Origin of the sequence: Bordetella trematum (assembly GCF_900078335.1) — a bacterium.
Taxonomy (GTDB): Bacteria; Pseudomonadota; Gammaproteobacteria; order Burkholderiales; family Burkholderiaceae_B; genus Bordetella; species Bordetella trematum.
Window position 1 is genome coordinate 320,766 of sequence record NZ_FKBR01000012.1, and the last position, 26,802, is coordinate 347,567.

General features: G+C 64.3%; 26 protein-coding genes and 1 tRNA gene. 14 read left to right on the forward strand and 13 right to left on the reverse strand.

Annotation, left to right across the window (positions count from 1 at the left end):
• Positions 1 to 3: 3 nt before the first annotated feature.
• On the reverse strand, positions 4 to 978 hold the full coding sequence (locus tag A7V84_RS07465) for an NAD(P)H-dependent flavin oxidoreductase (RefSeq protein ID WP_025518249.1): 975 nt from the start codon (positions 976 to 978) through the stop codon (positions 4 to 6).
• Positions 979 to 1,214: 236 nt separating this feature from the next.
• On the opposite strand from A7V84_RS07465, the gene A7V84_RS07470 reads away from it, so the two are divergent.
• Positions 1,215 to 1,829, forward strand: coding sequence for a flavin reductase family protein (locus A7V84_RS07470; protein WP_025518250.1), 615 nt, complete (start codon positions 1,215 to 1,217; stop codon positions 1,827 to 1,829).
• 58 nt (positions 1,830 to 1,887) lie between these two features.
• On the opposite strand, the gene A7V84_RS07475 is transcribed toward A7V84_RS07470, so the two are convergent.
• From A7V84_RS07475 to A7V84_RS07485, 3 genes are all read right to left on the reverse strand, one after another.
• Positions 1,888 to 2,886: a diaminopimelate dehydrogenase gene (locus A7V84_RS07475; RefSeq protein WP_025518251.1), complete on the reverse strand. Its 999-nt coding sequence runs from the start codon at positions 2,884 to 2,886 to the stop codon at positions 1,888 to 1,890.
• Between the two features lie 202 nt (positions 2,887 to 3,088).
• Positions 3,089 to 3,979, reverse strand: a complete 891-nt coding sequence (locus A7V84_RS07480) for an alpha/beta hydrolase (RefSeq protein WP_025518253.1) — start codon at positions 3,977 to 3,979, stop codon at positions 3,089 to 3,091.
• A gap of 56 nt (positions 3,980 to 4,035) precedes the next feature.
• A complete protein-coding gene (locus tag A7V84_RS07485) occupies positions 4,036 to 5,007 on the reverse strand; it encodes a TonB-dependent siderophore receptor (protein WP_082832981.1) in 972 nt (323 codons plus the stop codon).
• A gap of 29 nt (positions 5,008 to 5,036) precedes the next feature.
• Here A7V84_RS07485 and A7V84_RS07490 point away from each other — a divergent pair, with 29 nt between their 5' ends.
• From A7V84_RS07490 to A7V84_RS07525, 8 genes are all read left to right on the forward strand, one after another.
• Positions 5,037 to 5,333 (forward strand): ArsR/SmtB family transcription factor, encoded by a 297-nt coding sequence (locus A7V84_RS07490; RefSeq protein ID WP_025518256.1) that lies wholly within the window; start codon positions 5,037 to 5,039, stop codon positions 5,331 to 5,333.
• A gap of 123 nt (positions 5,334 to 5,456) precedes the next feature.
• Complete coding sequence (locus tag A7V84_RS07495; protein WP_063491991.1) at positions 5,457 to 6,626, forward strand: MFS transporter; 1,170 nt, start codon at positions 5,457 to 5,459, stop codon at positions 6,624 to 6,626.
• Between the two features lie 361 nt (positions 6,627 to 6,987).
• Positions 6,988 to 8,331 carry an amidase gene (locus A7V84_RS07500; RefSeq protein ID WP_063491990.1) on the forward strand — a complete coding sequence of 448 codons (1,344 nt, stop codon included), beginning with the start codon at positions 6,988 to 6,990 and terminating at the stop codon, positions 8,329 to 8,331.
• Between the two features lie 112 nt (positions 8,332 to 8,443).
• Complete coding sequence (locus A7V84_RS07505; RefSeq protein ID WP_063491989.1) at positions 8,444 to 9,625, forward strand: CaiB/BaiF CoA transferase family protein; 1,182 nt, start codon at positions 8,444 to 8,446, stop codon at positions 9,623 to 9,625.
• A gap of 16 nt (positions 9,626 to 9,641) precedes the next feature.
• The gene (locus tag A7V84_RS07510; protein WP_025518262.1) at positions 9,642 to 10,376 is read left to right on the forward strand and encodes a FadR/GntR family transcriptional regulator; all 735 of its coding nucleotides are present in this window, start codon (positions 9,642 to 9,644) and stop codon (positions 10,374 to 10,376) included.
• Positions 10,373 to 11,188 (forward strand): enoyl-CoA hydratase, encoded by an 816-nt coding sequence (locus A7V84_RS07515; RefSeq protein WP_025518264.1) that lies wholly within the window; start codon positions 10,373 to 10,375, stop codon positions 11,186 to 11,188. The genes A7V84_RS07510 and A7V84_RS07515 overlap by 4 nt, the downstream gene beginning before the upstream one ends.
• A gap of 44 nt (positions 11,189 to 11,232) precedes the next feature.
• The gene (locus A7V84_RS07520; protein WP_025518266.1) at positions 11,233 to 12,213 is read left to right on the forward strand and encodes a Bug family tripartite tricarboxylate transporter substrate binding protein; all 981 of its coding nucleotides are present in this window, start codon (positions 11,233 to 11,235) and stop codon (positions 12,211 to 12,213) included.
• 33 nt (positions 12,214 to 12,246) lie between these two features.
• A complete protein-coding gene (locus A7V84_RS07525) occupies positions 12,247 to 13,716 on the forward strand; it encodes an amidase (protein ID WP_033534145.1) in 1,470 nt (489 codons plus the stop codon).
• Positions 13,717 to 13,766: 50 nt separating this feature from the next.
• Here the strand turns inward: A7V84_RS07525 and A7V84_RS07530 are convergent, their stop codons facing one another.
• Together A7V84_RS07530 and A7V84_RS07535 are read right to left on the reverse strand one after the other, a co-directional pair.
• Positions 13,767 to 15,029, reverse strand: a complete 1,263-nt coding sequence (locus A7V84_RS07530; RefSeq protein WP_063491988.1) for a sensor domain-containing diguanylate cyclase — start codon at positions 15,027 to 15,029, stop codon at positions 13,767 to 13,769.
• Positions 15,030 to 15,314: 285 nt separating this feature from the next.
• The gene (locus A7V84_RS07535; protein ID WP_025518271.1) at positions 15,315 to 15,770 is read right to left on the reverse strand and encodes a fasciclin domain-containing protein; all 456 of its coding nucleotides are present in this window, start codon (positions 15,768 to 15,770) and stop codon (positions 15,315 to 15,317) included.
• 173 nt (positions 15,771 to 15,943) lie between these two features.
• Here A7V84_RS07535 and A7V84_RS07540 point away from each other — a divergent pair, with 173 nt between their 5' ends.
• On the forward strand, positions 15,944 to 16,921 hold the full coding sequence (locus A7V84_RS07540; RefSeq protein ID WP_063491987.1) for a MerR family transcriptional regulator: 978 nt from the start codon (positions 15,944 to 15,946) through the stop codon (positions 16,919 to 16,921).
• A gap of 74 nt (positions 16,922 to 16,995) precedes the next feature.
• Here A7V84_RS07540 and A7V84_RS07545 read toward each other — a convergent pair whose 3' ends face one another.
• From A7V84_RS07545 to A7V84_RS07570, 6 genes are all read right to left on the reverse strand, one after another.
• Positions 16,996 to 17,721: an amino acid ABC transporter ATP-binding protein gene (locus A7V84_RS07545; protein WP_025518274.1), complete on the reverse strand. Its 726-nt coding sequence runs from the start codon at positions 17,719 to 17,721 to the stop codon at positions 16,996 to 16,998.
• The gene (locus tag A7V84_RS21435; RefSeq protein WP_025518276.1) at positions 17,718 to 18,434 is read right to left on the reverse strand and encodes an amino acid ABC transporter permease; all 717 of its coding nucleotides are present in this window, start codon (positions 18,432 to 18,434) and stop codon (positions 17,718 to 17,720) included. The genes A7V84_RS07545 and A7V84_RS21435 overlap by 4 nt, the downstream gene beginning before the upstream one ends.
• On the reverse strand, positions 18,435 to 19,136 hold the full coding sequence (locus A7V84_RS21440) for an amino acid ABC transporter permease (RefSeq protein WP_025518278.1): 702 nt from the start codon (positions 19,134 to 19,136) through the stop codon (positions 18,435 to 18,437).
• Between the two features lie 26 nt (positions 19,137 to 19,162).
• Entirely contained in the window at positions 19,163 to 19,990 is an 828-nt protein-coding gene (locus A7V84_RS07560; RefSeq protein WP_025518279.1) for an ABC transporter substrate-binding protein, read from the reverse strand.
• Positions 19,991 to 20,060: 70 nt separating this feature from the next.
• Complete coding sequence (locus A7V84_RS07565) at positions 20,061 to 21,278, reverse strand: aminotransferase class I/II-fold pyridoxal phosphate-dependent enzyme (RefSeq protein WP_025518280.1); 1,218 nt, start codon at positions 21,276 to 21,278, stop codon at positions 20,061 to 20,063.
• A complete protein-coding gene (locus A7V84_RS07570; protein WP_025518281.1) occupies positions 21,275 to 21,949 on the reverse strand; it encodes an RraA family protein in 675 nt (224 codons plus the stop codon). The genes A7V84_RS07565 and A7V84_RS07570 overlap by 4 nt, the downstream gene beginning before the upstream one ends.
• A gap of 154 nt (positions 21,950 to 22,103) precedes the next feature.
• On the opposite strand from A7V84_RS07570, the gene A7V84_RS07575 reads away from it, so the two are divergent.
• Positions 22,104 to 23,000: a LysR family transcriptional regulator gene (locus A7V84_RS07575; RefSeq protein WP_025518282.1), complete on the forward strand. Its 897-nt coding sequence runs from the start codon at positions 22,104 to 22,106 to the stop codon at positions 22,998 to 23,000.
• 535 nt (positions 23,001 to 23,535) lie between these two features.
• Positions 23,536 to 24,105 (forward strand): class I SAM-dependent methyltransferase, encoded by a 570-nt coding sequence (locus tag A7V84_RS07580; protein WP_063491986.1) that lies wholly within the window; start codon positions 23,536 to 23,538, stop codon positions 24,103 to 24,105.
• A 504-nt stretch (positions 24,106 to 24,609) separates the two neighbouring features.
• Here A7V84_RS07580 and A7V84_RS21445 read toward each other — a convergent pair.
• On the reverse strand, positions 24,610 to 24,777 hold the full coding sequence (locus tag A7V84_RS21445; RefSeq protein ID WP_167350347.1) for a hypothetical protein: 168 nt from the start codon (positions 24,775 to 24,777) through the stop codon (positions 24,610 to 24,612).
• A 949-nt stretch (positions 24,778 to 25,726) separates the two neighbouring features.
• Here A7V84_RS21445 and A7V84_RS07585 point away from each other — a divergent pair.
• Positions 25,727 to 25,792 (forward strand) — tRNA-OTHER (locus tag A7V84_RS07585).
• Between the two features lie 52 nt (positions 25,793 to 25,844).
• Positions 25,845 to 26,582 (forward strand): hypothetical protein, encoded by a 738-nt coding sequence (locus tag A7V84_RS21030; protein WP_127070789.1) that lies wholly within the window; start codon positions 25,845 to 25,847, stop codon positions 26,580 to 26,582.
• Positions 26,583 to 26,802: the final 220 nt, after the last annotated feature.

A 26,802-nucleotide genomic window follows, 5' to 3' on the forward strand; every position in this document is an offset into this window, starting at 1 on the left:
GGATCAGGCGCCCAGCGCGCCCGGCTGAACGGAAGACAGGGTCTGCATGCGTCGCATGGCCTCGGCCAGCTCGGCGGCCAACTGCTGCACGACCTGGGCGGCCGGCTCGATCCGGGACACGAGCCCGGCAGACTGGCCAAGCTCGACCTTGCCCCATTCGACATCGCCGTCCAGCGCGGCCTGTTTCAAGGTGCTGCGCTGGAACAGCGCTTCATACTCTGGCTGGCTGATCTGATCACGCTCGGCGTCCAGCACCGCCTGCGCGAAAGCATTGCGTATGCCCCGAACCGGCAGGCTACGGCGTCCGACCAGCACCGTGTCATGTACATCGGCAGCCAGCACGGCCGCCTTGTAATTGGGATGAACGCCCGCCTCTTCCGTGAGCAGGAAGCGGGTGCCCAGCTGTACCGCGTCGGCGCCCAGCGCCAGCAACGCGGCAATGCCCCAGCCGTCGGCGACACCGCCCCCGGCGATCACTGGAATCGACACCTCCTGCAGCACACGACGCACCGTCACCAGGGTGCTGACTTCGTTGGCTGGCGGATGCCCGCCCGCCTCCGCACCCACCACCACCAGGGCATCGACACCCGCCTGCGCCGCCTTCCTGGCGTGTTCCAGTGTGGACACCACCTGTATCCACACCGCGCCGTAGTCATGAAAGCGCGCCAGATGCGCCTTGGGCCCGCCCTGCGAGGCCATGATCACGGGCACCTTGCGCGCGGCCATCGCATCGAGCAACTGCGCAGACTGGGGTCGATACAAGGGAATATTGACGGCATAAGGCTGATCGGTCGCCGCCGCCAGCTGGTCCAGCGTGCGGCAGAAGTCGGCCTCGCGCATCGGCCCGGCCGCAAGCACGCCCAGCGCCCCTGCATTCGACACCGCCGCCGGCAGCGCGACGTTGGACGAAGCCCAACTCATGCCGGCCTGGACGATCGGCAGCCTGGTTCCCAACAAACGGGTCACCCTTGTCTGCATTGTCGCCTCCTCAAATTAGTTTAAATTATCAACTATATAGTTGACATCATAAACTAATAAAATGCAATGAAGACCTTGCAGGATTTCTGCGACGAACGACCAGTTGATAAAATCAAACTACTTTCCTGCCGCTTTTCCAGGGCAAGCCATGGCAGATTGCGGGCACAAAAAAAGCGGCTCGCGCCGCTGCCGCTCCATCGATCCCTGCCGCTTCCCGCCTCATCGCCGACACCCTCATGACCGACACGATGTACTTCTATGACCCGCAAGGCCCGCATGGCCTGGCCCATGACCCCTTCAAGGCGATCATCGCGCCACGGGTGATCGCCTGGGTCTCCAGCCGCAGCGCCGCCGGCCAGTTCAATCTGGCCCCTTACAGCTTCTGCGGCGCCTTCTCCAACCAGCCCAAACTGATCGGCTTTTCCAGCGATGGCTGCAAGGACACCGTGCGCAATATCGAAGAAACCGGCGAGTTCACCTGGAACATGGTGTCGCGCGACATGCTCGATGCCATGAACGCGAGTTCGGCGCCGGTGGCGCACGGCGTCGATGAATTCACGCTCAGCGGCCTGCGGCATGCGCCCGGCCGCAGCATCAAGACGCCCTACGTGGCGGACACGCCGGTCGCCCTGGAGTGCCGGCTGGTGCAGATCATCCATCTGCATGACATGGATGGGCAGCCGACCGCCAACCGCCTGGTGCTGGGCCAGGTGGTCGGCGTGCTGATCCAGCCGCGCTGCCTGCGTGATGGCCGCTTCGATCTGCAGGCCGCGCAACCGGTCATGCGCGCGGGTTATCGCGGCGACTACGCTGCCCTGGGCGAGATGTTCGAACTGCTGCGTCCCGCCTGAGACGTCAGAGGCGGGCCGGCGGCGAACGCGCCGGCCCGCACTCGCATAACAGCCAGGCTTAGAGTAGCTCGGCGCGCAGTTGCTCGGCGCTCTTGGGCGACAGCAGGCCCGGCGGCACATCGAAGACCGTCTTGCAACCGACCTGACCCGCCTGGTGCAGGCGGTGCACGGCGCGGGCGTAGGCCACCAGCACGCTGGAGGTGAACTCGGGATTGCTTTCCAGCTGCAGGCTGTACTCGATGACCTGCTTGTTGCCATCAGTGGTATTGCCGCTGCGGATGACAAAGCCGCCGTGAGGCATGGCGGCGTGGTCGCGCGCCAGCGCTTCGGCGCTGATGAAGTTCACCGTCGTGTCGTACTGGTCGAAGTAGTGCGGCATGTTGACGATGGTCTCGCGCACCGTGTCGGCGTCGGCGCCGGCCTCCAGCACGACATAGCAATCGCGGCGGTGTTTCTCGCGCGTGCTCAGTTCCGGACGCACGCCGCTGCGCACGCGCTCGACCGCCTCGGGAACCGGAATCGTGTATTGGGCAGCGCCCGCCACGCCCGGAATGCGGCGGATGGCATCCGAGTGGCCCTGGCTCAGCCCCTTGCCCCAGAAGGTATAGGTGGCCCCGTCAGGCAGCAGCGCCTCGCCCATGACGCGGTTCAGCGAGAACATGCCCGGATCCCAGCCTGCCGAGATCAGGGCGGTCGTCTTGCCGGCCTGGGCGGCGGCATCCACCGCGGCGAAATGCTCGGGGATGCGGGCGTGCGTATCGAAGCTGTCCACCAGGTTGAAACGCGCAGCCAGTTCCGGGCTCTGGCGCGGCAGGTCATCCTTGGAACCACCGCAGAGGATCAGCACGTCGATGCGGTCTGCGTGATCCGCCAGGCTGTCCATGCGATGCACCGGCACCGCTGCGCTCAGGGGTTTGAGCTGCGCCGGGTCGCGACGCGTATAGATGCCGGCCACCGTCAGGTCCGGATTGCGGGCGATTGCCGCCTCCACGCCCCGGCCCAGGTTGCCGTAGCCGACGATACCGATGCGGATGCTGCCGTTGTGCTTGCGCTCCATGCTGTAGATGCCTTTCTTCTCTGAGTTGAAAACATGAAAAATGCCAGCGCTTGATCGACAAGCGCTGGCATCGTATTCCGTGGCCTGGCGCGTTCGGGACGCGACGCCTGCGCGGCGTGGCCGGCGCTGCGGCCATCCGGGCCGACCCCAAAGAGTAACGCAGACCGGCCCCGCCTGTCGTGCCCGGCAAGGCCGGCTTGCCTCAGGGCTGGCGCGCCACCTCAAGGGCACGGGCAAGCGACGCCCCCAGCATCTCGCCATGCCCGAATTGCGGAAAAACTTCATATGTGGCGTCGGCGCCGGCTGCCTTCAGGCCTTCGCCCATTTCCCGCACCGCCGCACGCGGATCGTCGGCGCCTGCGCCAGGCACCCCGCCGGGCGCGGGCCGGCCGGGCTCGCGCGGCTTGGTGCCCACCAGGATCGCCACCCGCTTGCCGGCGGCCTGGCGGGGATCGAAACGACGCCACTCCTGCACCAGCACGCCGTCATGCCACCAGGCCGACGGATCGCCCACGATATAGCGCGCGAACGACTGCGGCTGCGTAAACAGCACGTGCAGCGCGAACAACCCGCCATACGAATGCCCCCACAGATACTCCCGTGACGGGTCGATGTCCGCACGCTCGCGCGCCAGCGGCCTGACCCGGGCATTGAGCAGATCCAGAAACTCATCCGCCCCGCCCCCGACCCGCTCGCGCACCACCGGCGCGGCCACGCGCTGGCCGTTCTGATAGACCGGCGGCGTGTAGTCATAGGCACGCGCCACCACATCGTTGCGTGTCTGGACGTTGTAGCCCACCGCCACCAGCACCGGCGCCTCGCCCTGCCCCAGGCCGTTCAGGTCCTGATCGGTCAGGGTGGCCAGGGCGGCATTGCCATCCAGCATGTACAGCGCCGCCCGCCCCCCGGCCGGCGCCGCCTGCCGGGGAATGGCAAGCTGGATGCGGTACTGGCGCTTGCCATCGGCAGAGTCCAGCCGGTGGGTCTCGAACCGATAGACAGCCGAAGGCCGGTCAGCCACGGTTTCGCCCAGCGGCTGCATGCCGGGGCGCAGCGGCGCGGCGGGCGTCTGGGCCTGGACGAGGCCGCTCATCGCGCACGCCGCCAGGGCAAGGGGAAACCATCGGGAAAATAAGCGTGTCATGAGATTCACCACGTGGAGTTCATGTTGACTGAAACCAGGCGCCGCGCGCCGAAGCAGCAGCTGGCGCTGCCCGAGCAACTCGCGACATATTCCTTGCCCGTCAGGTTGCTCGCGTTCAGGGAGAGCTTCAGACCCTTGAGGGCCGGATTGAGATAGCTCATGTCATATCGAATCGCGGCATCGATCAGGTTGATCGACGGACTGCGATAAGCGTTGGCGGTGTCGCCATAGCTGCTGCCGATATGACGCAGCCCGGCGCCCAGGCTCAAGCCGGGCAGCACGCTTTGCGGCAGGCGATAGTCCACCCAGAGATTGTAGGTACGGCGCGGCACGCGCAGCAGTTCCTTGCCCAGGTCGGTGCTGTTGCTCTTGGTGACCTTGCTGTCCATCCAGGTCGCAGAGGCCACCACGGTGACGTGTTCGCTGAGCGCCATATTGCCTTCCAGCTCCAGCCCGCGCACCCTTGCGGCGCCGGTCTGCACCGGGCACTGCCGGCCGTCGCACAAGTGCGTCGGATCCGGGTCCGGCGTCGTGATGTTCTTCTGTTTGATCTCATAGGCCGAGAGCGTCACCATGCTGCGCGAGCCGGCCGGCTGGTACTCGATGCCGATCTCCGCCTGCCTGCCTTCGGTCGGCTTGAAAGGCGTGTTGTAGTAATCCACGCCATTGACCGGCTCAAACGACGTGGCATAGCTGACATAGGGTGCCAGGCCGCTGTCGAACAGGTACACCGCGCCGGCACGCCCGGTTGTCGCCTCGTCGCTGTAGCGCGTGCTGAGGCCAGTGGTGCGCAGCCGCGAATCGTCGTGCGACCAGTCGCGGCGCAGGCCCAGCGTCGCGGCCACCCGGTTCCGATCGGCAGGCGCCGGGCTGGGTTGCGGTTTCATCATGGATATTCTGTTTTGCAAATAGGAATCAGAATCAATTTTAGCTTCTGCGTAAGACAGTAAGCAAAAGTCCCATCCGGTCTTTGCCATCAATTAGTCAATTTGCTAATCTTCATCTTATGAATCCGATCCTAGCCAAGGCCATGGCCCTGGCCAACCCCAATCGCCTGCATATCCTGACGATCCTGGCCCATCCCGGGCGTCACTTCGGGCCTGGCCAGTTCGATGAGAGCGAGGGTGTCTGCGGGCTTTACATCGCCGACAAACTGGGAATCTCCGCGGCCACCGCCTCGGCGCACCTGAAGCAGCTGGTGCAGGCGGGCTTCCTGAGTTCGGTACGCATCGGGAAGTTCACCTACTTCAAACGCCTTCCCTCGGCCATGGACGACTTCGCCGACGCCATACGCAAACTTTGAGAGGTGTCGACCAGGCCTCATATCCTGCTTTTTTTCAGCCAAACAATTCGTTATTTAGCTAATCGTCTAACAACCCGAGCGCCAGCGGAGACGCCGTCCACGGCCACCCGCAGCCTGCCCACCATGCGCAACCCGACAAGCATTTTCCTGCTCTCTTTCATCAGCTTTCTCATCGGCGTGGCCGAGTACGTCGTCGCCGGCATCCTCGACCAGATCTCGCGCGACCTGCAATTGCCCATCCCCATCGTCGGGCAACTGATCACGGTCTTTTCCATCGCCTTTGCCATCGGTACGCCCATCGTCATCACCCTGACCGCGCGCATGGACCGCAAGCGCCTGCTGGCAGGCTCGATGCTGGTGTTCGCCTTCGCCAATCTGATCATGCTGGCCCTCGGCGGCTATGGCCCCCTGAACTTCGCGCGCGCGCTTTCCGGCCTGAGCGGCGGCGTGATGGAAGTATTGCTGCTGACGCTGGCGGCCCGCCTGGCGCCTGAGGGCAAGAAGGCGGGCGCGATCGCCATGGTCGTCATGGGTTTCAGCGCCGCGCTCGTGATCGGCGTGCCGCTGGGCCGGGTAGTGGCCGCCTGGATGAACTGGCGCCTGGTCTTTGCCGGGCTGGGGCTGCTGACGCTTGCCGCCCTCATCCCGGTGGCGCGGCTGCTCCCGCACACGCAGGGCGAGGCGGGCATGCCACTGCACCAACAGCTCGGCCTGATCCTGCGCCCGCACATCATGACGGTGTACGCAATGACCTTCTTCTGGATCAGCGCCTTCTCCATCATGTATTCCTACATCTCGCCCTACCTCGCCACCGTGACCGGCATGACCGTCGGCCAGATCAGCCTGATGCTGCTGGCCTGCGGCCTGGCCAGCATCGCCGGCTCCCAGCTGGGCGGCCGTTATACCGACAGGGCCGGCGATGCCCGCACGCTTTTCGTCGGCTTCACCGCGCATGGCCTGACCCTGGCGCTTTGCTTCCTGGCGGGCCACGTGGCCTGGGCCATGTATGCCCTGCTGCTTGCCTGGTCGATCACTGCCTGGTCATCCGGCCCGGCGCTGCAGTTCCGCCTCATCAGCCTGACTCCGCGCTCGACCAGCATCATCTTCAGCTTCTATACGTCGATGATTCAACTGGGCATGGCCGCCGGCGCCATTGCGGGGGCCATGGTGATTCAGGCCGGATCGCTTGCGCTACTGCCGGCGGTCGGCGCCGCGAGCCTGCTGGTCTCGTTGCTGCTGCTGCCTCTCGTGGGCGGCGTCGGCCGTTGCGCGCCCTGCACGCCCCGGTTGTAGATCACGCGGCCGACTGCCTGCCGGGATACAGCCGGCAGCGTCCCCAGCCCTGGCCTTCAACGCCTGTTCCTGTCGTCCCCAACCATCACTCTGGTCTCTTCAGCCCAATCTCGACATAGGACATCCCATCTGAAAGTTCATTGATACCGGTAGCAAAAAAGCCGATTCTTGCCCACAGAATCCGGGAAATCACCTAGAACAACCTCACTTGCTGCCGCCAGCTGAATTCTCTTAGACTTCCATACATAGGACATCCTACAAGCTAGAGATCGAGATAACCGTAAAAGAGAGACAAGCACGTCCGACGCGCCTTCACTGGCACGAACAAGGCCGATGCAGGCGCTCTCCGCACCAGGCCGCCATGCAGGATCATCACGTGCAACGCCGCTTTGCCGACATCCGCCACGACTTCGAGCGTGGTCATCTGACGCCGCGCGCCTATCTCGAAGAACAGATCGCGCGCATCGCCAGCTCTTCGTTGCGGGCCTTCTGCGCCACAGCCTTCGATGAGGCGCGGCAAGCCGCGGATGCTTCCACCCAGCGGTACCGGCACGGGCAAGCGCTGGGGCCCTGCGATGGCATGCCGGTGGGCATCAAGGACGTGATCGACACCGCCGACATGGCCACCGAATACCACAGCCGCTTGTTCAAAGGCCATCGCCCCCGCATCGACGCCCTGTGCGTTTCGGCGCTGCGGCGCGGCGGCGCGCTCGTTGTCGGCAAGACGGCCACGACCGAGTTCGCCATCGGCGCGGCCACCGAGACCGTCAACCCGCATGACGCCGCCCACACGCCGGGAGGCTCCTCGTCCGGCGCCGGCGCGGCCGTCGCCGCAGGCCTGGTTCCCGCCAGTCTGGCCACCCAGACCCAGGGCTCGATTCTCAGGCCGGCCAGCTACTGCGGCGCGGTCGGGTTCAAGCCGACCTGGGGCGCGCTATCGCTGGCGGGCGTGCATCCGGCCGCTGCGTCGCAGGATCATCTGGGGGTCATCGCCGATTCCGTGCAGACCGCCTGGGACATCCTGAACGAAATCGGCTGCGATCGCGCCAACGCCACCCACGGCGCCCATTGGCCTGCGCTGCCCGCGCTGATGGCCGTGCCGCCAAGCAGCATCCGGGCCGGCATCCTGCGCACCCCGCATCTGGCCGAGCTTCCGGATGGCGCGTTGCAGGCCTTCGACGATGCCCTGCGACGCCTGTCCGGCCGGGGAGTCGCGCTGATCGAACTCAGCGGCACCCCCACCGGCATGGCCATTGCGCCCAGTTTCAAGGCGATTCCGGAACTGTCGCGCCGTGTCCTGGCCTTTGAGCTGGCGCACCCGTTTCAACAATACGGCCAACGCTATCCCGACAGGATCGGCCACCGTGTCAAATCCTGGATCCAGGAGTCATACACCGTCAGCGCAGCCGACTACGACAAGGCCAAACGTCAACGCGCCCACGCGCTACGCCTGATCGAAGACCTGAAAGCCCACGTGGACGTGCTCCTGCTGCCGGCGTCTTCCGGCTGCGCGCCGCGCGGCCTGGCCGATACCGGCTCGCGATCGCTGCAAACCTATGCCTCCTTCCTGGGGCTGCCGGCCTGCTCGCTGCCCCTCATGCGGGTTGATGGCCTGCCCTTCGGCCTGCAGCTCATCGGCTTCAGCGGGGAGGACCACCGGCTTGCCTCGATGGCGCAGGCCCTGATGGGCGGGAGCCCCCCTTGATGGCCCGATGACCGGCGCCCGCGCCACGCGCCGCGCCCCGTGCGGGCGCATGACACCCAACCATGAATCAGGCGGGGCCCCAGCCGGCCTTGCACAGCAGGAGAGACAAACCATGAGTTCCGGCCCTTTGAGCAGATTTACCGTGCTGGATCTGACCCTGGTGCGTTCCGGCCCGGCGGCAGTGCGTCAGCTGTCTGATTGGGGCGCGTCCGTGATCAAGATCGAGCAGCCCTCGAATGAGCCGGACGACAAACCGGGCGGATCGGCCCAGTTTGCGGATTACCAGAACACCCATCGCAACAAACAATCCATCTCGCTGAACCTGAAACACCCGCAGGGCCTGGCGCTCTTCTATGACCTGGTCCGCGATGCCGATGTCGTCATCGAGAACTACCGTCCCGACGTCAAGCAAAAGCTGAAGATCGATTACGAGACGCTGGCGGCGATCAACCCGCGCATCGTCCTGGCCAGCGTATCGGGCTTCGGCCAGACCGGCCCTTACCGGGAGCGCCCCGGCCTGGACCAGATTGCCCAAGGGCTGGCCGGCCTGATGTCCGTCACGGGCGAACCCGGGCGGGGCCCGATGCGCGCCGGCATCCCCGTCGCTGACCTCACTGCCGGCCTGTTCTGCGCCATCGGCACCCTGGTGGCCCTGCTGGATCGCGAACGCACCGGCCGCGGACAATGGGTCCATACGTCGCTGCTGCAGGCGCAGCTGTGGATGATGGACTTCCAGGCCATCCGCTGGCTCATCAACGGCGAAGTCCCCGGGCAGAGCGGCAACGACCATCCGACCAGCAGCCCGACCGGCGTCTTCAGCACCCAGGATGGCCATATCAACATCGCGGCCATGGGCAACGCCATCTTCGCCCGCCTGTGCGATGTGCTGGACCTGACCGAGCTGAAGACAGACGAGCGCTTCATCTCGGTGATTTCCCGCGCCAGGCACCGCGCTGCCCTGAACCAGGCCATCAACGAAAAGACCCGCTGCCGCCCGACGCAAGCCTGGATCGACCGGCTCAATGAGGCCGGCGTTCCCTGTGGCCCCATCCTCGACATGGAGCATGTGTTCGAGGATCCGCAGGTCCAGGCGCTGGGCGTGACCCGAACGGTGACCCATCCCGACGAGGGCGAGATCCAGGTGCTCGGTCCGGCCTTCGCACTCAGCGCGCACGAAAGCAAGGACTACACGGTCGCGCCGCGGCGCGGCGACGACAACGAGGCGATCTACCAGGGACGCCTTGGCCTCAGCTCGGATACATTGCGCAGGTTGAAAAGCGACGGTGTTATCTGACCCAAAGGAGCCAATCGTGAGCCTGAACGACGCTGGAGAATTTCTGCTGGGAGGCCGTGAGAACCTGCCTCAACGTGTATCCGAAGAGATGCTGCGCATGATACGCAGCGCGACCTTCAAGCCGGGCGAGCGGCTGCCCACCGAGCCCCAGCTTGCCGCCACCTTCGGCGTCAGCCGCAACGTTGTCCGCGAAGCGGTGGCCACCTTGCGTTCCAAGGGCATTCTCATGACCCGGCGCGGCATCGGCACCTTCGTGAGCGAAACCGCGCTATATCCGGCCTTCGAGATCCACCCCGACGATCTGCTGGAGCCGGCCGCGCTGATGCAGATCTTCCAGCTCAGGCTGGAAGTGGAATCGGGAGCCGCAGCCATCGCCGCGCGCGAGCGCAGCGCCGAACAGCTGGAACAGATCGGTTCGGCGCTGATACGCGTGAACGAGTCGGCGCCGAACTGGGAGCAAGGCGCGCAGAAGGCCGTCGACTTCCACCTGGCCATAGCCCAGGCCACCAACAACGCCTACTTCGAGCAGTTGATGGCGCACCTGCGGGTGGCCATCCACCAGGCCGTGCGGACCCTGCGATACCTCGATGACGGCAAGGGCCGCACCCAGCAGATAGAGAGCGAGCATCGCGCCATCTACGAGGCGATCCGCCAGAGCGACGCCGATGCCGCCCGAACCGCCATGCGGGCGCACCTGCAATCCGGCATGTACAACTACCAACGCATTTTCAGAGAAAGGAAGGCGCAATGAACGCAGACAGGCTGCTGCAAGGCGAGATCACCGACCACCTGATCGTGCGCCGCTCGGGCCAGACCGGCGAGATCATCTTCAATGATCCGGCGCATCACAACGCCATGACGCAGGACATGTGGCGGGGATTGTCGCGCGCGCTGGCCGCCTTCGAGGCCGATGACTCCATCCGCAGTCTGGTGCTCAGCGGCGCCGGAGAGCGGGCCTTCATCAGCGGCGCGAACATCTCCCAGTTCGACCAACTGCGCTCTCGCGACGCGGATGTCCAGGCCTACGAGGAGATCACCGAGTCCGCACAGATGGCGCTCTATCACTTCCCCAAACCGACGCTCGCCAAGATCAACGGTTATTGCCTCGGCGGCGGCATGGGGGTCGCGCTGTGCTGCGACGTGCGCATCAGCGCCGATAGCGGCGTCTTCGGCATCCCGGCCGGCAGACTGGGGCTGGGCTATCGCCTGTCGGCGATGAACAGCCTGGTGCGCGCCGTCGGTTCTGCCACGGCGCTCGACCTGTTCCTGTCTGCGCGCCGTTTCGACGCCGATGAGGCGCACGCGGCAGGCCTGGTGCAGCACGTGGTGCCCGCCGCGCAGCTGGATGACTTCGTCGGCAAGTATGTGGAGCAGATCAACGCCAATGCGCCGATGACGCTCAGGCTGGGCAAGGAAATGATACGTGCGCTGGATCGCGTGCCCGCAGACATCGACCAGGCTGCGATGGCCTTGCGGGTACGCGAGTGCTACCAGAGCGATGACTACAAGGAGGGGAAAGCCGCTTTCAAGGAAAAACGCAAGCCGATATTCCAGGGACGTTGACGCCCCTGCTCAAAAAAATAATCACACCAACGGTGGAGACCACAATGACAAAGACCATCCTGCAGTGCGCCCTGGTGGCCCTGGGCGTCGGCACCGCCGGCGCCCTGCATGCCCAACCCTATCCGCAAGGCCCCATCACCCTGATCGTCCCCTTCGCGGCGGGCGGCCCCACCGACGTGATCGCCCGGGTGATCGCCAAGGGCATGTCCGACCAGCTCAAAGAGTCCATCGTCGTCGAGAACAAGGGCGGCGCCGGCGGGCGGCTGGGCATCGGCCTGCTCAAGACCGCCAGGCCCGACGGCTACACCATCGGCATGGCCACCGGCAGTACGCAGGCGGTCGCGCCGGCGCTCTACGCCAAGCTGCCCTACGACCCGCTGAAAGACTTCAAGCCCATCGGCCAGATCGTTGACGCGCCCGGCGTGCTGATCGCAAGCAAGGCTTTTGTGCCCGACTGCAAGCTGTCCACCTTCGTGGCCAAGCTCAAGCAGGAACCGGGCAAGTACACCTTCGGGTCGGCCGGCATCGGCGCGCTGTCGCATATGTCGGGCGAAGAGTTCCAGGTCGCCACCAAGACGGATCTGCTCCACGTGCCGTACAAAGGCCTTGGCGCCGCCATCAACGATCTGTATGGCGGCATCATCGTCGCGATGTTCGACAATGTGAGCTCGTCCATGCCGCACATCCAGGCAGGCAAGGTCTGCGGGCTGGCGGTGCAGTCCGCCCAGCGCCTGCCTGCCCTGCCCGACGTCCCGACCTATGCAGAGCTTGGCCTGCCCGAACTCAACCGACCAGCCTGGTATGGCCTGCTCGCGCCGGGCAACACACCCGATGCGGTCATCGACTCGCTCAACACCGCCCTGAACGCCGCGCTGCGCGCGCCGGACGTCAAGGAATCCCTTGAGCGCCTCGGCATCCAGGCCGCGCCCGGCACTCCCGCCGCGTTCAACGCAGTGCAGGAAAAGGAAATCGGCATCTGGAAGCATGTGGCGCGCCAGGCCGGCATCAAGAACCTCGACGACTGACGTCGCCGCCCACGGCAGCAAGGGGAGCCGGACATGAGCAAGCACGACGCGCTGATCCGTCTCACCGCCTCCGAGGCGGTGAGACTGCTCAAACGCAAGGAGATTTCTCCGCTGGACCTGATCGACGCCTCGCAGGCGCGGGTATCCGAGGTCGAGGCGCAACTGAACGCATTGCCCACGGCGTGTTTCGACCGTGCGCGCGAACGCGCCCGCCAATGGATGGCCGCCCCCGCCGACCCGCACACGCCCGGGTGGCTGGGCGGGCTGCCGGTGTCGATCAAGGACATGACGGAAGTCGCCGGCGTACGCACCACTTACGGCTCCCCGCTCTATCAGGACTTCATCCCGAACGAGTCCCACCCCCTGGTCACGCGCATCGAGGCCAAAGGGGCCCTGGTGGTGGCCAAGTCCAACACGCCGGAGTTCGCCGCTGGCGGGTCCACCTTCAACCCGGTTTTCGGCGCGACGCGCAATCCCTGGAACACCGCACTGACCTGCGGCGGCAGCTCCGGCGGCGCGGCTGTCTCGGTCGCCACCGGACAGGTGTGGCTCGCCCACGGCAGCGATCACGGTGGCAGCCTGCGCCGCCCGGCCAGCTATTGCGGCGTCGTCGGCCTGCGCCCGTCCCCCGGCAGAGTCACGCGCGGCACCGTCGACACCCTGTTCTCGCCGTTGCAGGTCGAAGGGCCGATGGCGCGCAACATCCCCGACCTCGCGCTGTTCCTGGATGCGATGGCCGGGCGCTGTGTGCACGACCCCATGACCTACGACAGCCCGGCGCGCAGCTATGTGCAGGCCGTCGAGGCCGCCCCCGCTCAAGGCCCGCGGCGCATCGCCTATTGCGGCGACTTCGACGGCGCCGTCCCCGTGGACCGCGAAACACTCGCCTTGTGCGAACAGGCCGTGCGCCGCTTCGAGGAGGCCGGCTGCATCGTCGAGGCCGTCAGCCCCGACATCGCCGCACTGGCCGATGCCTTTCTCATCCTGCGCAGCCAAGTCTTCGTGGTCGAGCGGGAACACGACCTTGCCGCCCACCGGGAACGCATCAAGGCGGATGTGGTCTGGAACACCGAACTGGGCCTGACATCCACGGCAAGCGCGATCGCCTGGGCCGAACGCGAGCGCGCGGCCTTCTACCGCAGGATGGCGGCCATTTTCTCCCGCTACGATGTCTTCGTGACCCCCGCCGCGCCCACACCGGCCTTCGACGTCAATCTGCGCAATCCCGCGACCATCGCCGGGCGGCCGCTGCAGCACTATCTGGCCGGCTCCATGCTGTGCGGGGCGATCTCCATGACAGGCTGCCCGGCGGTTTCCCTGCCTTGCGGGTTTGATCAGTACGGCCGTCCGTTGGGGCTGCAGATCGTGGCTCCCCCAAGGCGCGACGATCTCGCCCTGCAGGTCGCGGCGCTCTATGAACAGATCTGCCAATACGACCGGCTCCTGCCGATTTCCCCGCGAACCGGCACCGTCCCGCCCGCCGAAGCCCCCTTGCCTGCCTGAGCCCGCCGCCCGGCCAGCCGGCCGAGCAGGCCCGGGCACCAGCCGCTGACCTACGCGGTAGACAGCGCCACTCTGTTCTTGCCTTGGGCCTTGGCGCGATACAAGGCCTCGTCCGCACGATGCAGCGCCTGCTCGAAGGTTTCGTGCCGCCGCTGAACGGCAACCCCCAAAGACAGGCTGATCGCCGGCTCGCCCACGGCCCGCACGGCCTTGCGGATACGCTCTGCCATTGCGGCTGCCTCAGGCAAGGCACAAACGGGAGCAAGTACCAGAAACTCCTCCCCTCCCCATCTGATCACACTATCGCCAGCACGCACATGCCGGCCGATTTCCTTGGCGCAGTGCTTGAGCACGGCATCGCCCACCGGATGACCGAACCCATCATTGATGCACTTGAAGTCATCGACATCCGCCAGGATCACGGCTAGCGGTTGCCCGCCGCCATCCGGCGCCTGGCGGATCCTGCGCAGGGCTTCATCAGCACCGCGACGGCTCAGCACCCCGGTAAGGGCATCCTGCCTGGCAAGCGCACTCAGGAAAGCCTCCCGTTCGACGAAATGCGTGATGTCACGCAACACGCTGACATAGTGCCGGCGCGGACCGCTGCCGCTCGCCTCCATGACCCACACCGTCTGCTCCAGATGGCGGGCGCCGCCATCCGCGGCCTGCAGGCTGAACGTGAACCGGCCCGGCCTTGCGCCCTGGATCACCATCAGCAGATTGCGGTAGAACGGCGGGCAATCCGGATCGGAGAGCCTGACGAGCGGTCCTGAGCCGGCCTGCTCCGCCCACCGTTGGAATGCCGCATTCTCGAATTGAATCCTGCCGTCGCCGTCTGCGATGAACACGGCATCATGGGTCACGTTCAAGGCCTGGGCCAACAGCGCCTGCTGCTGTTCGGCAAGGGCTCTTTCCGTAATGTCTCTCTGCACGGAAACGAAGTGGGTAACCGCCCCCTCGCTGCAGCGAACCGGCGAGACGTTCCACTCCACCAGGTAGCAGCTGCCGTCCTTGCGATAGTTGAAGGTGGCGCCATGGAAGTCCGCTGCAGCATCCAGCGCCTCGCGCAGACGCCCGATGACCCCGCGATCGCTCAGGGGCCCTTGAAGGATTTTCGGGGAACGTCCGATCCACTCATCGCGGCAATACCCGGTCATGGCGCTGAACGCGGGATTGCAGTAGACCACCAGCGGCCCTTGAGCACCACGGCCGGCATCAGTGATCACCACTGCATTGAAGGATTGCTCGATTGCCTGCTGCAACAGAGCGCCTGGCAGGTCCGCAAGACCTCGCTCCGGGGAAAGAACTTTCATGAAACTTAACAACAATGCCACCGAGACCGGACAGCACGAAGCGCCATGCCGTGTCTATTCACATCTTTGGATGGGTGGCTAAGATACCCGACAAATGCATGACTGGGCAGGCGTCCACCCCAGGCGCGGCCCATGCAATGGACAGCAAACCCGCTGCGTCGCCCGTGGCCTCGATAACCTTGCGAAGTCGAAACAACCAGGGGCGCGCCGCCCGTCCCGAACCATCCTTGCACGGCAGGAATGCAGGGATGTCAGCCACACGAGGCAGCGCGCCCATACCGCCATTTACTGCGGGATCAGCACCATATCGATGACATGGATCACGCCGTTGTCGGCGCCGACATCGGTCTTGATCACATTCGCATCATTGACCTTCACTTTGCCATCGGCGGCGGTCAGGCTCACGGGGCTGCCCTGAACCGTCTTGACCTGACCGGGCTTGACATCCTTGGCCATCACCTTGCCCGGCACCACGTGATAGGTCAGCACGGCAGTCAAGGCCTGCTTATCCTTCAGCAGGGCATCCAGCTTGTCCTTCGGCACCTTGGAGAATGCCTCGTCGGTCGGCGCAAACACCGTGAAAGGCCCGTCCGACTTCAGCGTGTCGGTCAAGCCGGCCGCCTGAATGGCGGTAGCCAGGGTATTGAACTGCCCTGCGGACTTGGCGGTGTCCACGATGTCCGCCGCACTCGCCAGACCGCACACCAAAGCCATCGCGGCACCCATTGCAAATCGCTTCATGATGAACTCCAAAAAAAGTGAAGGCGCTCAAGCACCTGTACACGTAGGGAACGCTACGATCGCCACGCCATCGATTTCTGCGTTGCGTAGACCCAGCGTAGAGCGCTGCCCCGACCAAGTCCACCAAATGAACCGGATTTTTAATACAATATCGGTTCAACTACGGTTCAATCATGAAAAAACTTCCCCTCGACTCCCAGGCCGACAGCAACACGTCCGCCGTGTTTCGCACCGGTGTGGCAGCGCGCATGGCTGGGCTGCCTGTTGAGACATTACGGGTCTGGGAACGGCGCTATCAGCTGTCCTGCGCTGCGCGATCCCCGCAAGGGCAGCGCCTGTATTCAGCCGAACAAGTCCGCCGCCTCAGCCTGTTGAAACAACTGTCTGACCAAGGCCACGCCATCGGCACGCTGGCAGAGCTGTCGATCGCACAACTGCAGGCCATGATCCAGGCGCCACAGCATCAGGCCAACCGGCCCTTGAGCGTGGTCGTGATCGGCGCGACGATCGCTGCACGCCTGACCGACAATGGCCACGACGCCTCCCCGCCCGGCAGCTTCTATGGCGACGCCTCCATCAAACTGAGCGGCGCATGCCAGCGCCCGCAGGATGTGGCTTCGTTGCCGCGCCATGCCGACGTGCTGATCATGGAAATCTCGGAGCTCGATGTCGATGCTTTGGCGCGCATCCAGCAGGCACGGAACGAAACCCAGGCGAAGGCTGCTCTGGTGCTGTATCGCTTCTGCGCCAGCAGCACGATCCGCCAGCTGCGCGCGCAGGGCTGCGCCGTCGCGCGTGTGCCCGCCGACCTGCAGGAGCTGCTGCCCCTGATCCGATTGGCAAGCGCGCATGCGCCCCGCCCCCACCTCGTGGCCCCCGACATGCCGCCCATCGAGTTCAATGACGAGACCTTGGCGAAAATCATGGCCTTGCGCAATCCCGTGGCTTGCGAATGCCCCCGGCATCTCGCGGAACTGCTCATGATGGTCGGCAGCTTCGAGCGCTACAGCGCACAATGCGCGTGGCGCAACGACGCGGATGCGGCCCTGCACGTCTCGTTGCAGCAGGCTGCCAGCCAGGCGCGTCTGATCCTGGAAACGGCCATGGACGATCTGCTGCGCAGCGAGGGCATGTGGCCCGTGCCTGACTGATCGCCGCAGGCCGGCATCAAGGCACGGGCGTCAGGCCCGCCATGGCGGCAGACATGTCTGCCGCCACCGGCCGCTCAGTGCCGGATATCCGACAGGAACTTCCTGGCCCGCTCCGTTTCCGGCCGGGTAAAGAAGGCCTCGGGCCGGGCACGTTCGACAATGCGTCCGGCATCCATGAACCACACGGTATCGGCGACCTCTCGTGCGAAGCCCATTTCGTGGGTTACGCAGACCATGGTCATCCCATCCTTGGCCAGCCCCTTCATCACCTGCAGCACCTCGCCCACCATCTCCGGATCCAGCGCGCTGGTGGGCTCGTCGAACAACATCACCGGCGGACTCATTGCCAGGGCCCGGGCGATGGCCACCCGTTGCTGCTGTCCGCCGGACAACTGCGCGGGATAGGCGCCGGCCTTGTGGGCCAGGCCGACACGCTCGAGCAGCTGCATGGCGCGCGCCTGCGCCTCGGGCTTGCGCGCGCGCTTGAGCTGCAGGGGCGCCAGCATCAGATTCTCCAGCACCGACAGGTGCGGAAACAGGTTGAACTGCTGGAACACGAACCCGATGTGGCTGCGCAGGGTGTCCAGCTGCACCTTGGGCCCGTAGATGTCCTGGCCATCGACCTCGATGGTCCCCTGCTGGATCGGCTCCAGCCGGTTGATGGTGCGTATCAGGGTCGACTTGCCCGACCCGGAGGGGCCGCAGACCACCACCACCTCGCCGCGCTCGACCTGCGCGGTGACGTCGGCCAGGGCCTGATACTCGCCATACCACTTCTGTACTTCGGAAAAACGGATCATGTCGCAGCTACCTCTGGGGCCGGCGCGAGCCCGGCGCGCCGCTTGCCTATGCGTTTCTCGGTCAGGTGCACCAAGGCACTCAGCCCGAAATTCAAGATGAAATACGTCAACGCCAGCAGGCCGAAGACTTCGAACGGACGGGTCAGCAAAACGCTGTTGATCTGGTTGGCCGCATACGTCAGCTCCTGCACGCCGATCACGTAGGCCAGCGAAGTCTCCTTCACGGTCGACACGAACTGGCTCAGCATGCTGGGCAGCATGTTGTAGAGCGCCTGCGGCAGGATGATCCGCCGCATGGTCTGCATGTACGACAGGCCCAACGCACGACCGGCCTCTTGCTGCCCCGGCGGCAGCGCCTGGATGCCGGCGCGGATGATCTCGGCCAGATAGGCGCTTTCATAGCAGACCAGCGCCACGACCATGGTCGTCACGCCTGCCACCGGCCGGCCGATCAGCACCGGCACGAAAAAGTAGGCCCAGAAAATGAACATCAGCAACGGCAGGCCGCGCACCACGTACACGATGGTCGAAGCCGGCCAGCGGAAGATGCGGTAGGGACTGATTCGGCCCAGCGCCAGCAGCACGCCGCAAGGCAGCGCCAGCGTCAGGCTGATGGCCGCCAGGCCGAGCGTGGCGACCAGGCCGCCGATGGGGCCGTGCGGATACTGGCCGATCAGCAGCAGCAGCCAGTTATCTTTGAGGATATCCCACATTCAATGGCCTCCCAGCGGGCGATAGCGCCGTTGCAGCAAGGCGCCGCCGGCCATGATCAGGAAGGACAGCAGCAGATAGATCACCGTCACCATCGCATAGGCCTCGAACGTACGGAACGTATTGTTCTCGATCTCGAGCGCGACGGCGGTCAGCTCGGTCACGCCCACGGCCATCGCCAGGCTGGTGTTCTTGAGCAGCAGCAGCGTCTGGTTCAGCAGCGGCGGGATGGCGATACGAAAGGCCTGCGGCAGCACCACGCAACGCATGGTGCGCAGAAAGCTCAACCCCAGCGCGCGCGAGGCCTCGACCTGGCCGGCGGGAATGGCTCGCACCGCGCTGCGCAAGTCCTCGCAGACATAAGCCGACATCACCAGCCCGATAGCGATACAGGAAAGGATGAACTCGCTGCCATGCTCGTTGAGCCAGTCGGCAATCCCCTGCGGCAACAGCGCGGGCACGCCGAAATACCAGAACAGGATCAGCACCAACATGGGCACGTTGCGATGAAAGGCCACGTACACCGAGATCAGCGCGTTGGCGGTCGGCGAGCCTGTCAGGCGGATAACCGCCAGCAGGCTGCCCACGACAAAGGCCAGAATCCAGGCAAGCCCAGCCAGCGCCAGGGTGGTGACAAGCCCCCTGAGCAGCCAGACCGGGTACTCCCCCTGGAAAATGGCGGAAAAATCGAAGACGTAATGCATCTATGAAGATTCCGGCGCGAGACGCGTCAGCCCTTGATCGCTTCGATACGGAAGTCCCGCTTCATGTTGAACTGGGTATCGGGACCGAACCATTTGTCGAAGATCTGGGTCGCCTTGCCCGAAGCTTCCAACCCGTCGAGCACCTGGTTGACCTGCTTGAGCAGGGCCTCATCGCCGCGACGCACGCCCACGCCCCACGGTTCCACGAACAGCGCCGGCTCCAGGATCTTGACCGGCACGGCGCTGCCGGCGGCCTGCTGGCGCAGCTTGGCCAGCATCAGCTCGGAGCCGACAAAGCCGCGCACCTTGCCCTGCTGCAGGGCCAGGAAGGCGCCGCTGGGGTCCTTGAAGGTCACCGGGTCGACATCGGGAATGAACTTGCGCGCGCCCTGTTCCGAGGACGAGCCACGCACCGCGCTCACGCGCTTGCCGGCCAGATCGGCCGGCGTCGACAGGTCTTGGTCGTTGTCGCGCGCCAGCACCTTCTGCAGGCTCACGAAATGCTGGTGCGAGTAATCGATCTGCTGGGCGCGCTCCGGGCTCCAGCCCAGGTTGGCCGCCACCACGTCCACCCGGCCGGCGATCAGCTCGGGAATGCGCGCCTCGACGGCGATCAGCTTGATCTCCAGCGGCACGCCCAGGCTATCTGCGATCTCCTTGCACATGTCGACCTCATAGCCGACGATGGCGCGCGTCTTGGGGTCCTGGAAGCTGAACGGCTCGGCCGTGCCCATCGTGCCGCAGATGAACTTGCCGCGCGCCTTGATCTCCTCGGGCGTAGCGGCCTGTGCGACGGGCGCCAGCGCGGCTGCCAGGCCGATGGAGGCGACGCAGGTGACGATCCATTTTTTCATGATGTTTCCCTTGAAATATTGGTATGGCTGACTTGCCAACGACGATGGCCCCGTAAAGGGGCCACCGGATTTAAACCAGCCTGCCGCAAGCCTGGGCAATGCGGCGGCATCCCTCCTCGATGTTCTCCATCGAGGTTGCGAAACTCAGGCGCACATACGGCGACAGCCCATAAGCCGTGCCGTCGAGCACCGCCACGCCAGCCTCATCGAGCAGGAACATGACGACGTCCAGATCGGTGCGCAGCTCCTTGCCCGCCGGCGTGCGCCGGCCCAGCAGTCCGCCCACGCAAGGATAGACGTAGAACGCCCCCTGGGGCTGCGGGCAACGAATGCCCGGCACCGCGTTCAGCAAGGCCACGATGCGATCACGACGTGCATGGAACACCCGCGCAGCCTCGCTCACGCACGCCTGGTCGGCCGACAGCGCCACGCATGCGGCCGCCTGGCTGATGGCGCTCACGCAGCTGGTGCTCTGTGAAATCAAGGCCGCCATGGCCTTGATCAGCACCTTCGGCCCGCCCGCGTATCCGAGACGCCAACCGGTCATGGCATAGGCCTTGGAGACGCCATTGATCGTCAATGTGCGGCTGGCCAGCTCGGGCGCGGCCACCGCCGGCGACACGTGGCGCTGCTCGCCATAGGCGAGATGCTCGTAAATCTCGTCGGTCATCAGCCAAACATGCGGATGACGCGCCAGCACCCCGGCCAACGCCTGCAACTCCTGGGGACTGTACATGGCGCCGGTGGGATTGCTCGGCGTATTCAGCAGCAGCCACTTGGTGCGCGGCGTGATGGCCTGCTCCAGCGCCTGCGGCGTCAGCTTGAAGCCGGCCTCTTCCGGGCAAGCCACCACGACCGGCGTACCTTCGTTGACCAGCACCATGTCCGGATACGACACCCAGTACGGCGCAGGAATGATCACCTCGTCGCCCGCCTGCACCGTGGCGGCCAGAGCCGTGTAGAGCAGCTGCTTGGCGCCAACGCCCACGATCAGCTCGTCCAGCGCATAGTCCAGGCCGTTCTCGTTCAGGAACTTGGCGCGCACGGCCTGCAGCAAGGACTTCATGCCCACCGACGCCGTATAGCGGATATCGCCGCTGTTGAGCGCCTCGATGCCCGCCAGCACGATGTGCGCCGGCGTCGGCAGATCCGGCTCGCCCACGGTGAAATCGACGATATCGCGCCCTTCGGCCCGCAACTGATCCACCCGAGTCTTGGCCGCCATGCTGGGAGAAGGCTTGATGGCGCGGGCGCGCGCAGCCAGCAACCCCGTATCCACGCCGCTCATGCCAGCCCCTTGGCGGCAAACGCGGCCTGCATCCAGCTTTGCGTCTTCGAGCCGCCGGCGATTTCTTCCATGATGCGCGCCTCCTTGTCGGCGTGCGCCCGGGCGGCCGCGATCAGCGCCTCGGCCTCCTCGGCCGGGAAGCTCACCAGGCCGTCTTCGTCGCCCACCAGAAGGTCGCCCGGCTGAATCACCTGCCCGCCGATCGACACCGGCACGTTCACCTCGCCGGGGCCATCCTTGTAGGGCCCGCGATGGCTATGACCGCGCGCATAGCACGGAAAGCTATCGGCTTCGAACGCGCCCACGTCGCGAATCGCACCATCGACCACCACGCCGGCGCAGCCATGCACCTGCAGATAACGCTTCATGATTTCGCCCAGCACCGCATTGGACAGATCGCCGCCGGCGTCGATGACCAGTACATGACCCGGCTGCACCATCATCATGGCCTTGTAGATCATGAGGTTGTCACCCGGGCGGGTCTTGACCGTCAGCGCGGTCCCGACCAGCTTGCCGCTGCGGTTGTAGCGATGCAGGCCGGCGACGCCCTCGCGGCGGGCCAGGTTGTCGCTCAGATGCGGCGTGACGATACCGGCCAGCGCCTGCAGGACGGAAGAAGAAGCAACAGGGGCGGCAGGCAAGATGCGCGTGCCGGTGATGGGGGTGGCCATGGAGTCTGCGTAATCCTGAAAATCGAATGAGACAGGCAGCATGGTCGGCCCTTTCCCCGCGCGAACAAAGGGATTAAATTTCACCCCACTCCATCTCTTTTAGGAATATAAGGGTTATCACCTAATAGAATTTTAGGAATGAACTCCCTAAGCCATGCTGACCTTCAAACAGATCGAGGCCCTTTACTGGACCGTACGCCTGGGCACGCTTTCCGCTGCCGCCCAAAAGCTGCACACCACCCAATCGGCCATCACCAAGCGCATCCAGGAGCTGGAAGCCGACTTCGACGTGGCCCTGTTCGACCGCTCGGGCCATCGTGCCGAACTCACGGCGCGCGGCCACGAAGCCTTCACGCTTGCCGAAGAGATGCTGGGGCACCGGGACCGGCTGCTGGTGCGCCTGAAAGGACAGCACACCCTCACCGGAACCTTCCGTTTCGGCATCACCGAGATCACCGCCATGACCTGGCTGCCCTCGCTCATCCGCCTGCTGCGCACGCACTACCCGCGCATCACCCTGGAGCCGCATATCGATCTGGGCGCCGACCTGCAGAAACGGCTGCAGGCCGGCCAGCTCGACATGGCATTTCTGCACAGCGAGTTCGCCGAGCCGGGCCTGGAGGTTGCCCCGTTGCAGCGGCTGGAGTTCGCCTGGATGGGCAGCCCTGACATGATCGACCCCAGCAGGGTCTACACCCCCGCCGATATCGCCGCGCTGCCGCTGCTGCGCCAGAGCCGGGAATCGGGCCTGAACATGATCTACGACGGCTGGCTCAAGCCACACACTCCCGCGCACAACATGTTCACCATCAACAGCCTGATCGCCATGGCCGGCCTGACCGCCGCCGGCTTCGGCGTCAGCTGCCTGCCACGGGATTACTTCACCGAAATGCTCAGCAGCCGCAAGCTCGTGATAGCCCGCACCAGCATCGCGGCGCCGCAATCCATGTACTGCGCCATGTACCGCAACGGCGCCGACGACGCCTTCTGCGAAAGCGTCGTCGAACTGGCCCGCAGCTGCTGCGAGTTCTCCTTCAACGGCCGGCACTGAGCCGGCAAGCGGGGCAGGCCGCCCCGCGCCCTGCGGTCCGGCCCCGCCTCACCACCGTGCAACACCGGCGAGGCTGCGCGCAGCGCCTCGCCGGGCGTGACATTTGCCTGTCGTCTGCAATCGCCCCTCAGGGCCCGATCCGGGCGCCCCGATGAGGAAAAATGTTTCTCTGCATGGCCACGCCCTGCCTCGTTTTTCCTCTTCATCCCCGTTCCCATGCAAGCGCTCCCGGATCCCACCTGTCCTCGCCCTGCGGGTCAACGCGACCTGCCCCCGCACGCGGCCACCGGCCAGCCAGCCCACGCCCTGACGGCAAAGGCCCGTCCGCGGCCTGCCCCCCGCCCCGACTCCATGCAACGCTCAGTGCCGGCCGCGTCGCGCCCGGCCGCCGCGCATCGTCGCCCCGCGCTCGCCAGCGGCCCGCCCCGGTAACGCAGCCCCATGCAGGCCCGCGCTGCGCCCGCCAGGGCCAACGCCGCACCAGCCGTCTACCCCGAAACACGTTCACCCATCCAGCCGCCGCCCAGGAGGCATCATGCGCATCTCCGAGCACATCCACTTCTACAAAGAACTCCTGCGCGACCCGCTCGCCGTTTCCGCCATCGCACCCTCCGCGCCCGGGCTGGCCACCCTGATGACCGCAGGCGTCTCGCCCGGCAACGGTCTGGTCATGGAACTGGGCGCCGGCACCGGCACGCTCACCCGGGCGCTGCTCGCCAAAGGTGTGGCCGAATCCGAAATCGTGCTGGTCGAATCCAACCCCCGCTTCGCCGCCCTCCTCAGAAAGCAATACGCGCAAAGCCGTATCGTCGAAGGCGACGCCAGCAAGCTGCCCACCCTGCTGCACGACGTCCCCCGCCAGATCGCCACCGTCGTCAGCGGCCTGCCCCTGCGTTCCATGCCCCGGCGCGTGATACACAACATCCTCGACGGCGCCTTCCGCCACCTCCGTCCGGACGGCTCTTTCTATCAATTCACCTACGGCTTCAAATGCCCCGTGCCCGCCGACACCCTCCACCATCTCGGCCTGCGCGCCGAACGCGTCGGCCGCGTCATCCTCAACGCCCCGCCCGCCACCGTCTACCGGATCGAGCTACGGCGATAACATCCACGAAAGCGACTCAAGAAGGATTCTTGCCCAAAGATCTCCCCCCGGCCATCGCCCCAGGGTCCCGCCTCGTTGGCGTGTGCTGCGAGGCGCGCTCATCGCTACCGCGACCGGCCGCGCGCCGCAGGTTGACTCACCACAAGCGCATCTTGTCGTTGAACCGGGAGTGACCGAGCCCCGCCGGGGCCAGGTGGAAACACGAAAAACCGGCCTCCAGACAGACGATGCCTACGCCGACCAGGCAGTCGTCGGTCCTGGCGTGAGATCTTAAAGGAGGGATATCAAGTGAGCGGCCGCCAAATCACTTTCGCAGCTTGCGGACGGACCCGTCCCGCTCATCGGCCGAGCATCCTGAGACGTCAGGAGTCGACATAAACACGTGGCCGCGCCGGCACAAAAGAGCCCAGCATACTGGACGCCACCGGGCCTGCACGCACGCCCCGGGGTCAGTATCGCCACCAGGCCGGCAGAAGCAAGCCCGTGGCGAACTGCCCCAAGGAATTAACCCGAGTGCGCGCGCTTGCCGGGGTTCTTCTTGTGGTGGGTATGCGCGCCACGCTCACGGCTAACGCGCTGGCCACGACCTTGCGTCGTAAAGGTCACGCCCTTGGGTGCGACGGGAGCGGGAGTGCGCCGACGATCGGCTTCGGTAACGATTTTGGTGCCCATGGACATCTCTCCAGTTTGGTTAAGCCCGCTATTGTTCCACATTCGCCCGGTTTATTCTCGGGAACAAGGGGCTGGCGGAGACGATGCGCCGGCCAAGGCGACGCGCCCTCGCCCTTGATGCCCTAAAGCGCATGGCTGCAGGCCTAAGCATTCCTGGGGTAATCCCCCCCCATCCATTGCTAAGCCTGGGATGCTTAGCGGGTCTGATATTGATAAGCTAATCGATCGTTGATACCGGCAACGCGGTGCCGCCATTGGGTCGATGTCATGCGAGACTGCTCTACAGGCCGACAAAGAACACCACACGGGCTACGACCACAATGACGACCGTGAGTTCCTGCAGAACGACTTTCGACATATGGTCTTTGAAGCCTGCGCCATTCGCCATACCTCATTATGAGTATGCGCTTTCCAGTGGTTTGGTATAGCGGCCATCTTTTAGATTGAAAGAGATGCTGGACGCATCGATTGTGCGAATCTGAGCCGCCTTGCTGCGCCGGACTTCGCAAAGGCCAGAATAGACCTGATGCGGCGATATTTGGGGCGTCTGATCAATCAACCGTTTAATTAGAACGAAGGCACTTGAGTTAGATTCTTATCCGTGCCATGTCGTTATTTTGATCGAATGGGACAGTGTACGCAAAATTTTGAGTCCGCGCTCGCTAGGAGAATCGCCCGCCCACCGTGCCTGCCTAATAAAACTGTTGGGACCTCGGAACAGCGAGACACCGGAAGGATCGTCGGCTATCGATGGTAAGGCACTAACGGTCAAGAATGATTGGTTCTAACGGACTGCTTCGGCCAGAAGCGGACTTCCGATAAGCGATGTGGCGTACCACGAGACGGGATGCGATTCCGACTTAAACATTGAAGCTAGGCGCCAAAAAGCAGAGAAGCTTATATTGTTCACTTGTTGCAATTTCTATACATCTAAGGTAATATAAAATCGGGCGAATGGTGTAATGGAAACACACCCGCAAGGGAGTATTTGGAGGGTTCGATTCCCTCTCCGCCAAAGGGCATGACACGTTTCGTGCCCTTTGGCGGAGCCCATATGACATATGGACATGACCAATAAAAAAGCTACCGTTGCAGAGCTTTACAGGTATCACACAGCGAACCTTCGTGCGCTCAAAGCAGCGAAGGGTCAGATCGCTCCTCTGGCTAAAGCGGCAATTTCGACAAATAGGACCGCAGAGCTGACGTCGCTTCTAAAGCTCTATGCGTTTCTAATTGGTGCATGGGCTGAAGTTCGTCTGCAGAAAGTACTTCATGAGCCAAGTGCATTCTCGGCAATAGAACGCGCTTCGGTCTCAAATGAAAGAACTCAACTTGATCAATGGAAGAGACTCGCAGAGGTCGCCTTCCGTAAGCATTACCACATCGAGCCCGCTACGCCCGTGCGTACGTTTCCGTTTACGGCCAGGTCAAGATTTGAGGCAATTTTAAAGCTGTTTGATAATGAACTAAGCGTCGTCATCACCGTCAGAAATAAGCTCGCACACGGTCAATGGGCATACGCTCTCAACGGTGCTAATGACGCGGTCGAACAAGGCATAATGAAGGAGCTGAGAAGAGAGAATTTTCTTTCCTTACAGTTCAAAGATGCTCTGATTTCTTGCATTGCCGACATCGCAAATATCTTGGTTGTATCGCAGCAAACATTCGAAAGAGATTTTGACCGACTGTTCGCCAAGCTCGAACAGCTTCAAGCGAACCTAGAAAATCGACAATACGCTAAATATGAGGCGATGCTGATTGCCCGCCATCAGCGTGCGAAACAAGCTCGGAGTGGCGGCGGCTAGGTCGCCGTGATAACGCGCTGATCGATGCATAGCACGCCACAGTCGCTGGCCGGCTGACGAAACTCTCTTTCCGGCCACCAACGGACGTTTGATCGCACGTCACGACTCAGAGGATTTTGAAACCATCCGGCCAGCTTGTAAAATTTGCAAAGCTCACCGAACAACTGATCAATACGGCTTGACGGGTTGCGCGCTTTCAGCTTTGAAGCCGAATTGTCCC